Origin of the sequence: Sporichthya sp. (assembly GCF_013815995.1) — a bacterium.
Taxonomy (GTDB): Bacteria; Actinomycetota; Actinomycetes; order Sporichthyales; family Sporichthyaceae; genus Sporichthya.
The window spans coordinates 1-8,369 of sequence record NZ_JACDFE010000198.1 but is presented as its reverse complement, the minus strand read 5'-3'; the positions used below and the strand labels follow the sequence as shown (position 1 = coordinate 8,369).

At 70.7% G+C, this 8,369-nt stretch carries 7 protein-coding genes; 3 read left to right on the top strand and 4 right to left on the bottom strand.

Going from position 1 to position 8,369, the window contains the following annotated elements; genetic code table 11:
• Positions 1-243: 243 nt before the first annotated feature.
• On the top strand, positions 244-1,356 hold the full coding sequence (locus tag H0X00_RS18585) for an alpha/beta hydrolase (protein WP_293773825.1): 1,113 nt from the start codon (positions 244-246) through the stop codon (positions 1,354-1,356).
• A gap of 12 nt (positions 1,357-1,368) precedes the next feature.
• Here the strand turns inward: H0X00_RS18585 and H0X00_RS18580 are convergent, their stop codons facing one another.
• From H0X00_RS18580 to H0X00_RS18570, 3 genes are read right to left on the bottom strand one after another with little or no spacing between them, the layout of a single operon-like run.
• Positions 1,369-2,505: an alkaline phosphatase family protein gene (locus H0X00_RS18580; RefSeq protein ID WP_293773824.1), complete on the bottom strand. Its 1,137-nt coding sequence runs from the start codon at positions 2,503-2,505 to the stop codon at positions 1,369-1,371.
• Positions 2,502-3,080 (bottom strand): DUF5998 family protein, encoded by a 579-nt coding sequence (locus H0X00_RS18575; protein ID WP_293773808.1) that lies wholly within the window; start codon positions 3,078-3,080, stop codon positions 2,502-2,504. The genes H0X00_RS18580 and H0X00_RS18575 overlap by 4 nt, the downstream gene beginning before the upstream one ends.
• A 5-nt stretch (positions 3,081-3,085) precedes the next feature.
• Complete coding sequence (locus H0X00_RS18570; RefSeq protein ID WP_293773806.1) at positions 3,086-3,673, bottom strand: GNAT family N-acetyltransferase; 588 nt, start codon at positions 3,671-3,673, stop codon at positions 3,086-3,088.
• A 142-nt stretch (positions 3,674-3,815) separates the two neighbouring features.
• Between H0X00_RS18570 and H0X00_RS18565 the strand changes: the two genes are divergently transcribed.
• Complete coding sequence (locus H0X00_RS18565) at positions 3,816-5,546, top strand: AMP-binding protein (RefSeq protein WP_293773804.1); 1,731 nt, start codon at positions 3,816-3,818, stop codon at positions 5,544-5,546.
• 118 nt (positions 5,547-5,664) lie between these two features.
• Here H0X00_RS18565 and H0X00_RS18560 read toward each other — a convergent pair whose 3' ends face one another.
• The gene (locus H0X00_RS18560) at positions 5,665-5,919 is read right to left on the bottom strand and encodes a hypothetical protein (protein WP_293773802.1); all 255 of its coding nucleotides are present in this window, start codon (positions 5,917-5,919) and stop codon (positions 5,665-5,667) included.
• A gap of 181 nt (positions 5,920-6,100) precedes the next feature.
• Between H0X00_RS18560 and H0X00_RS18555 the strand changes: the two genes are divergently transcribed.
• A partial coding sequence (locus tag H0X00_RS18555) for a DNA topoisomerase IV subunit A (RefSeq protein ID WP_293773800.1) occupies positions 6,101-8,369 on the top strand: 2,269 nt, incomplete at its 3' end.

The window sequence follows — 8,369 nt, the reverse complement described above, 5'->3', positions numbered from 1 at the left end:
GACGTGACCCGCCCGCCAGGGGACGGGCCAGCGGACGTCGAGCACGCGCGGCGGGCGCGGGCCGGCCAGCTCGTCGGCCAACTTCTCGACCCCGACCAGGCAGTCACCCGCGCCCACCGGCACCTCCTTCAGAACGTGGTTTGAGTCACAATCCCACCGCAACCTGGCGTACTACCTCATTTGGGGTGCCTCCGAAAGTGCGCGTCCAGTACTAAAAGCAAGCGGAATGGGCTCCAATTGCTCATGCACTCCCGAAGCGGCTGCACCCACCGCCGGCGCACGACCCTGCGCGTCGCCCTCGCGGCCTCGCTGACGGCGGCTTTCACGGCGGCGCTCGGCGCCCCCGCCGGCGCAACGCCCACGGTGGCGGGCGCGAGCGTGGTGGACATCCCGGTCACCTTCAAAGTCTTCAACCGCAACGCCACCGGCATCCCGTGCCAGCAGGAGCCGGATGGCGAGGTCTACACGATCCACGCCAACCTGGTCGCGCCCCAGGACCTGATCCGCGCCTCCAGCCCGGCCGTGACGATGTACCTGCACGGGCTGGGGTACTCGAGCTTCTTCTTCCACCTGACCGAGGTTCCGGAGTACGACTACGCCCGCGAGCAGGCCGAGCAGGGCCACGTGTCGTTGGTGGTCGACCGGCTGGGCAACCCGGCCCACGACGATCTCAAGGACGGCAACGCCACCTGCCTGCCCGCCCAGGCGGACATGGCCGACCAGATCGCCGACCACCTGCGGGCCGGCAGCTACGAGGCCGGCAAGCCGGTGCCGAAGTTCGGCCGGGTCATCCTGGCCGGGCACTCGGCCGGCGGCCTGATCGCCGAGCTGACCCAGTCGATCTTCCAGAGCGCCGAAGCGGTCGCGGTCATCGGTTACACGCACTACCCCTCACCGCTCACGCTGCAGACGTTCTTCGCCTCCGGGCAGGACTGCCTGACCGCACCGCAGCCTTCGCGCGGCGATTCCGGTGCACCCAACTACGCGGCGTTCGGACGGACCGACGAGGACTTCGCGGCGGGCCACTTCCACGACGTCGAACCGGCCGTCGCCGACATCGTCCTGCGCAAGCGCAACCGGGACGCCTGCGGCGACCTGCTCAGCGGCCTGCAGGGCCTGATCGGTACCTCGCTGCAGACCCCGGCCATTCTGGTTCCGACGCTGCTGATCGTCGGCAAGAACGACGCGCTGTTCCCGCCGGGTGGCCCGACGATCCAGACCCAGACCGCCTACCCGCAGGCATCCCGGCTCTCCGTGGTCGAGATGGAGAACACCGGGCACGCGATCACCTTCGGACGGACGCACGAGGAGTTCCGCTCGATCTTCGCGCAGTGGCTCGCGGAGAATCAGGCCTGACATTCCGTCAGATCAGTTACTGGCCCGCATGAGCGGCACCAGCAACTCGTCCTCGGACAGCGAGCCGTGCATGCCGATCATCTTCGCGAGGAACGACGGCTCGGACTTGCTGGCGACCACGCTGCCGGCTCCGGTGGCGATCGCGACCACGTCGCCGATCCGCTCGAGGACTCCTCCGTCGACCCGGCCGAACCAGCCGGCCTCGACCGCCTCCGTGCGCGAGAGCACGATCCAGCCGTCCTTGAGTCGGGCCCGCCAGGTGGCCAGCACGTCGGCCGCGGCACCCGGGACGGCGTGCACGTAGCGGGCCCGCGGCTCGCCCGCGATCAGCTCGACGCCGTCGCGCAGCTCCGGCTCGGCGTCGACATCGATTCGCTCGTCGTCGACCAGGTCGACCATCCCGTGGTCCGCGGTGATCAGCAGAGCCGAGCCGGGCGGTAGCGCGGTGCCGATCTGCTCGGCGAGGCGGTCCACATGCGCGAGCTGATGGCGCCAGGCTGCCGATCCGACGCCCTTGCGGTGCCCGGTCGCGTCGAGGTCGCCGTAGTAGGTGTAGGCGAGCACCCGGTCGCGAGCGGGCCGGTCGGCCAGGGCGTCCAAGGTGGCCGCGGCCAGTTCGCCGGCCGACTCCGCCGGGTCCAGCGTGACGCCGCGGAACGCCGCCCCGTTCAGGCCGCTGCCGCGGAACCGGCCCGGGCCGAAGGAGCGGACCTCGATGCCGGCGGCCGCGGCCCGTTCGAACGCGGTCGGGTGCGGCTGCCAGGTGTTCGGGTCGACCTTGGCCGCGTCCCAGTGCAGGGCGTTGAGGATCGATCCGTCCGGTCCGCGCATGCTCAGCCCGAGCACCCCGTGCGCGCCGGGCGGCAGCCCGGTGCCGAGCGAGGTCAGGGAGGTCGCGGTGGTGGACGGGAAGCCGACCGCGAGGGTGTTCGCGGCCGGGAGCAGGGAGGCCAGGTAGGGCGCCTGGGCGGTGTGGGCGCGGAGCAGGTTCAGCCCGAGTCCGTCGACCAGCAGCACCGCGACGCGCGAGGGCAGATCCAGAGCCAGCGGCCCGGACTCCCCCGGCACCCCGAGCTCCCCCAGGACCGAGGGGAGCAGGTCCGGGAGCCCCGCCGTGCCGTACGCGAGCTTCCCGGCGGTGAAACTCACCCGGTGCCCACGGCCGCGGACAGCGCGGTCGCGAATGCGAGCATCTCGGCAACGGTCTCCCGGCCGTCGCCGGCCTCGGAGACCCGCACCGAGAGGTCGTCGGCGCTGACCGTGCCGGTGTAGCCGTGGTCGGCCTCGCAGTTCGGGTCACCGCACGCGGCGGGTTCCAGGTCGAGGCGGCTGACCGCGCCCCAGCCGACGGTGAGCACGAGCTCGGTGGGCGGGGCGCCGACCGCATACCGGGCCGGGTCGGCCACCGTGCGGCTGAGCACCACCGTCGAGACCCGGCTCAGCGCGACGCTCTCGGTGGAGGTGGTGGCGTACGCGACCGGGTTGTCCTCGTCGGCGCTGTGCTCGTCGGTGTGCCCGACGATCAGCCGGGTCGGGGTGAGGGTGAGCACGGTGACATGGCGGCGGACCGCCTCGGAGTCCAGCGTCGTCTCCTGGTGCACGAACCAGGACCGGATCGACTCGGTGCCCACCGCGAACTCGATCCCCTCTGCCACAAGCTCGGGGTAGTAGCCACTGCGCTGAATCGCTGCGCGCAGCGTGTCTGAGATACCGGTGTCCGCCATGCCGGTCATCCTCGCACCGGCGACCACGCCTCCTTGCGCAGACTCCAACAGACGTGCCGCTCGTCCTCGCGTCCGGGCGGGCCGGGCACCAGGTCGGGCAGGCGGGTGTACCCCAGCTGGGCGGGGATCCCGCCGCTGGCCTCGTTGAGCGGGTCGTGGCAGATGGTGATCTCCTCGACGCCGGGCAGCGCGAACCCGGCCTGGGTGAGCGCGGCCGAGGCGCGCCGGGCGAGGCCCCGCCGGACCGCGTCGGACCGGACCCAGTAGCCGATTTCCAGCGTCCCGGGCCCGCGCCGGGACATCAGGCCGGCGCTGCCGAGCACCCGATCGGGACCGACCGTGGGGTCGGACACCCGGTAGTTGAACGCGGTCCGATCCGCCCAGGAGCGCGCCGAGTCCCCGAGGAACCACTCAGCGCCGGCCCGCTCGTACCCGTGCGACCACGGCATGAACCCTCCGAGGTGCTCCCGGGAGACGTCGACGGCCGCGTACTGGTCGTCCAGATCGTCCGGACGCCAGCGGTCCAGGCGGACCGGGCCCCACTCCAGGGCCTCCGGTGGGGCCTCACCGGGCGCCCAGATCTCGGTCGTCATACCGCAGCCTGACCGGCCGCACCCGATGGCGGCAACGCCATTTCGCGCCCCCCACTTGCGTTGGGGTGCCTTTGACCGTGCCGCGGGGAAGGAAGAATCTGCCCGCACCAGCTTGCACAGCTTGTAGTCCCAGGGAGCCCAGATGAGCACCAACCCCGCCGCGACCGCCGCCTTCCGCGCCGCCCGCGACCACTTGCTGTCGATCCGGACCGACTACCCCGCCGCCCGTGACACCTTCGCGTGGCCCGAGCTGGACCGGTTCAACTGGGCGCTGGACTGGTTCGACGTCGTCGCCGCCGAGACCCCGGACGCCAAGGCGCTGTGGATCGTCGAGGAGGACGGCGCGGAGGCGATCTTGTCCTTCGGTGCGCTGGCCGAGCGCTCGAACCGGCTCGCGAACTGGCTGCGCGAGGCCGGCGTCGGGCGCGGCGACAAGGTGATCGTGATGCTCGGCAACCAGGTCGAGCTGTGGGAGACGGCGCTGGCCGCGATCAAGCTCGGCGCGGTGATGATTCCCTCGACCACGCTGCTCGGCACCCCGGACCTGGTCGACCGCGTCAACCGGGGCGAGGCGAAGCACGTCATCACCAACGGCCGGGACGCGGCCAAGTTCGACGAGGTGCCCGGTTCCTACAGCAAGGTCGCCGTCGGTGGGGCGGCCGGCTGGAAGACGTTCCCGGACACCACGTCGGGGTCCGCGGAGTTCACCCCGGACGGCGAGACGCTGGCCACCGATCCGATGCTGCTCTACTTCACCTCCGGCACGACCGCGAAGCCGAAGCTGGTCGAGCACACCCACGTCTCCTACCCCGTCGGCTGCCTGTCGACGATGTACTGGATCGGCGTGCAGCCCGGCGACGTGCACCTGAACATCTCCTCGCCCGGCTGGGCCAAGCACGCGTGGAGCAACCTGTTCACACCGTGGACCGCGCAGGCCTGCGTGATGCTCTACAACTACGCGCGCTTCGACGCCCCCGCGCTGCTGTCGGTGATGAAGCGCGCCGAGGTGAACACCTTCTGCGCGCCGCCGACGGTGTGGCGGATGCTGATCCAGGGCGACCTCGCCGCGTGGAAGCTGCCGGTGCGCGAGTGCGTCGGCGCCGGCGAGCCGCTCAACCCCGAGGTCATCGAGCAGGTCGAGAAGGCCTGGAACATCACCGTGCGGGACGGCTTCGGGCAGACCGAGACCACCGCGCTGGTCGGCAACCCGCCCGGGCAGCCGATCAAACCCGGCTCGATGGGCCGCGCCCTGCCCGGCTACACGATCGCGATGGTCGACCCGCTGACCGGCGAGCCCGGCGACGACGGCGAGATCTGCATCGATCTGTCCAAGCCGCACCTGGGCCTGATGGTCGGCTACAAGGGCGATCCCGACCGCAACGCCGACGTCACCCGCGGTGGGTACTACCACACCGGCGACGTCGGGACCCGGGACGACGAGGGCTACATCACCTACGTCGGGCGCGCTGATGACGTGTTCAAGGCCTCGGACTACCGCATCTCGCCGTTCGAACTGGAGTCGGTGCTGATCGAGCACGAGGCCGTTGCCGAAGCCGCCGTCGTCCCGTCCCCGGACCCGCTACGTCTCGCCGTCCCGAAGGCCTTCGTCGTCCTGGCCGCCGGTCACGAGCCGTCCCGCGAGACCGCGCTGTCGATCCTCAAGCACTGCCGCGCCGAGCTCGCCCCGTACAAGCGGATCCGTCGCCTGGAGTTCGCCGAGCTGCCCAAGACGATCTCGGGCAAGATCCGCCGCGTCGAGCTGCGCAAGGCCGAGGACGATCGCCACGCCCCGAAGATGTCCGGTACCGGCGACTACGCCCCCCGCACCGACGCCGAGTTCTGGGAAGAGGACCTGCCCGAGCTCCGCGAGTAGCCCGCACTCAGCGGCGTCACCACTCGCTCATGCATGAGCGAGTGGTCGATTTCGGCACCGAATTGGGCCTCAAATCGACCACTGGGTAATGGAAGACCCGCTGCTGTGGCTGGTGTGGTTACCGGCCGTGCGGCGCGAACCAGTCCCAGGCGGCGGAGGGTCCGCCGGTGTCCGGGAGGACCTCCGGCATGTCCGACCGCACGTCCGACGGCACGTCCGACCGCACGTCCGACGGCAGCGCCGGCTCGTCGGCCGGCTGGACCGCCGGGAACTCCCCGCCGCCGCCGTCGAAAGCCAGCGCACTCGCTCCACCGGCCATGGCCAGCACCCCGAGCACCATCGAGCTGATGGCGAATTGCTTGATGACGCCCATGCTGCGTGTCCTCCCCCTCAATCGCCCACAACCGGGCGATCCCCCACACACTCGGACGGCTCCGGACGTCCTTTGGTTCCCTCGAGGCCCGCCTGCACCAAACCTGAGCCGGCTTCGCCACTGAGTTCCGCCCGGGCGCGCCGGGTGCGGAATCGTCGGCGGGGACTGGGAAAATGGGCCCATGGTCAAGACTCCGCCCCCGCCCGCCCAGCCCGACGAACGCATCATCGAGACCGACGTCTCGGAGGAGATGCGCGGGTCGTTCCTGGAGTACGCGTACTCCGTCATCTACTCCCGCGCGCTGCCGGACGCCCGGGACGGGCTCAAGCCGGTGCACCGCCGGATCCTGTACCAAATGGCGGACATGGGCCTGCGGCCCGAGAACGGGCACGTCAAGAGCGCCCGGGTCGTCGGCGAGGTGATGGGCAAGCTGCACCCGCACGGTGACGGCGCCATCTACGACGCCCTGGTACGGATGGCGCAGCCGCTGGCCATGCGGCTGCCCCTGATCGACGGGCACGGCAACTTCGGCTCCTACGCCGACGCCCCGGCCGCGATGCGGTACACCGAGTGCCGTCTGGATGCCGCCGCGATGGCGATGGTCGAGGCGATCAACGAGGACACCGTCGACCTGATCCCCAGCTATGACGGCTCCGAGGTCGAGCCGGTGGTGCTCCCGGCGGCCTTCCCCAACCTGCTCGTCAACGGCGCGGCCGGCATCGCGGTCGGCATGGCGACCAACATGGCGCCGCACAACCTCGGCGAGGTGATCGCGGCGGCGCGGCACCTGATCAAGAACCCCGAGGCCGACCTCGACGACCTGATGCGTTTCGTCCCCGGCCCGGACCTGCCCACCGGCGGCAAGATCATCGGCCTGGACGGCATCCGTGAGGCCTACGAGACCGGACGCGGAACCTTCCGCACCCGCGCCACCACGCACGTGGAGAATCTGACGCCCCGTAAGAAGGCGATCGTCGTCGACGAGCTGCCCTTCGGCGTCGACCCCGAGCGCGTGGTCGCGAAGATCTCCGAGCTGGTCCGCGGTAAGCGGCTGGCCGGCATCGCCGACGTCGCCGACCACACCGACAAGGACAACCCGCTACGCCTGGTCATCGAGATCAAGAGCGGCTTCGTCCCCGAGGCGGTGCTCGAGCAGCTCTACAAGCTCACCCCGATGGAGGACTCCTTCGGCATCAACAACGTCGCCCTGGTCGACGGACAGCCGCTCACCCTCGGCCTGAAGGAACTGCTGCAGGTCTACCTCGACCACCGCTTCACCGTGGTGCGTCGCCGCAGTGCCTACCGGCGCGGCAAGGCCGCGGACCGCCTGCACCTGGTCGACGGCCTGCTGGTCGCGCTGCTCAACATCGACGAAGTCATCCAGGTCATCCGCACCAGCGACGACGCGGCGACCGCGAAGACCCGCCTGATGGAAATCTTCGAACTCACCGACATCCAGGCCACCTACATCCTGGACACCCCGCTGCGCCGGCTCACCCGGCTGGACAAACTCGAACTCGAGCGCGAGGCCGAGACGCTGCGCGCCACCATCGCCGAACTCGACGCGCTGCTGAACTCCGATGATCTGCTGCGTGCCCTGGTCTCCGACGAGCTCGGCGCGATGAGCAAGAAGTTCGCCACCCCGCGCCGGACGGTGCTGCTGGAGTCGGCGGGCATGCCGGCCACCGCGGTTGCGCTCGAAGTCACCGACGACCCGTGCTGGGTGCTGCTCTCCGCGACGGGGCTGCTGGCCCGCACCCCCGCCGACACCGAACTCCCGGCCCACGGGCCACGGGCCAAGCACGACGTCATCGTCTCGGCAGTGAAGTCCTCCGCGCGCGGCCACATCGGCGCTCTGACCAGCGCCGGCCGAATGATCCGGTTGCCGGTCATCGACATGCCGGCCGTGCCGATCACGGCGGCTCCCCCGGCGCTGTCCGGCGGCGGCGCGCTGACCGAGTTCGTCCGACTGGAGAAGGGCGAGACGATCGTCGCCCTCGCGAGCCTGGAGCCCGACGGCCCGATCCTGGCGATCGGCACCGCGCAGGGCGTGGTGAAGCGGCTCAAGCACGACGTGCCGTCGAACAAGGACGACTGGGAGGTCATCGCCCTCAAGGACGGCGACCGCGTCGTCGGGGCCGGGTCGGTGACCGGACCGGAGGACGATCTGGTGTTCGTCACCACCGACGCGCAGATGCTGCGCTTCCCGGCCGACAGGGTCAGCGCCCAGGGTCGGACCTCGTCCGGCATGGCGGGCATCACCCTGACGAAGGGCGCGAGGGCGCTGTGGTTCGGCGTGGTCGACCCGAATCGGGACGGCCTGCTCGTGACGATCGCCGACAACTCCGGGGCGCTGGACGTCGGTGGCGGATCGGTGAAGGTCACCCCCTATCAGGAGTACCCCACCAAGGGCCGCGGCACCGGCGGCGTGCGCTGCCAGCGCTTCGTCC